A 600-nucleotide genomic window follows, 5' to 3' on the forward strand; every position below is an offset into this window, starting at 1 on the left:
GGTGGGCGGGACGATCGGGGTCGCCGGGCTGTTGGCGGCGATCGGGCCGATCGAGCAGGCCGGGTCCCGGGTCGGGACGGCTGACCGGTTGCGGGCGGATGCGGAGTTGGCCGCGTACGCGCGGGGAACCTCTGTTGCTGACCCGGGTGCGGGTGTGGATGACGAAACCGATGCGGATGCGGATGCCGGTGGGGATGCGGATGCGGGTGCGGATGCCGGTGGGGATGGTGCGCCGGCGGCGACGCCGGCGGCGACGCCGGAGGATCTGCGGTTGTTGGCGCAGGTGATCGTGCAGTATCTCGATCCGGATGGCGCGGAGCCCGCGGACGACATCGCGATGCGGGTACGGGGGCTGACCCTCGGGCGCGCGAAAGACGGGGTCATCCCGATCCGGGGACGGTTGCTGCCCGAGGTCGCGGGACAGTTGCAACGCCTGTTCGACGCGTACCTGAACCCGAAAGTCGACGGACCACCCGTCCCCGGAGTCATGTTCCGGCCCACGGACGCGACGAACGCGGAAACGGACAGGGATGACGTTGAAGACGTGGGTATGGACGACGATGTCCTCCCGTCCGGTGACCCGGGGCGGATGGTCGACAC

General features: G+C 70.2%; 1 protein-coding gene. It reads left to right on the forward strand.

Annotated features, from left to right (window positions below):
* Positions 1-600, forward strand: a 600-nt coding sequence (locus ACNPM4_RS05630; RefSeq protein ID WP_448985012.1) for a DUF222 domain-containing protein, incomplete at both ends; no start/stop codon positions are given.

This window comes from Microbacterium umsixpiens (genome assembly GCF_053543675.1).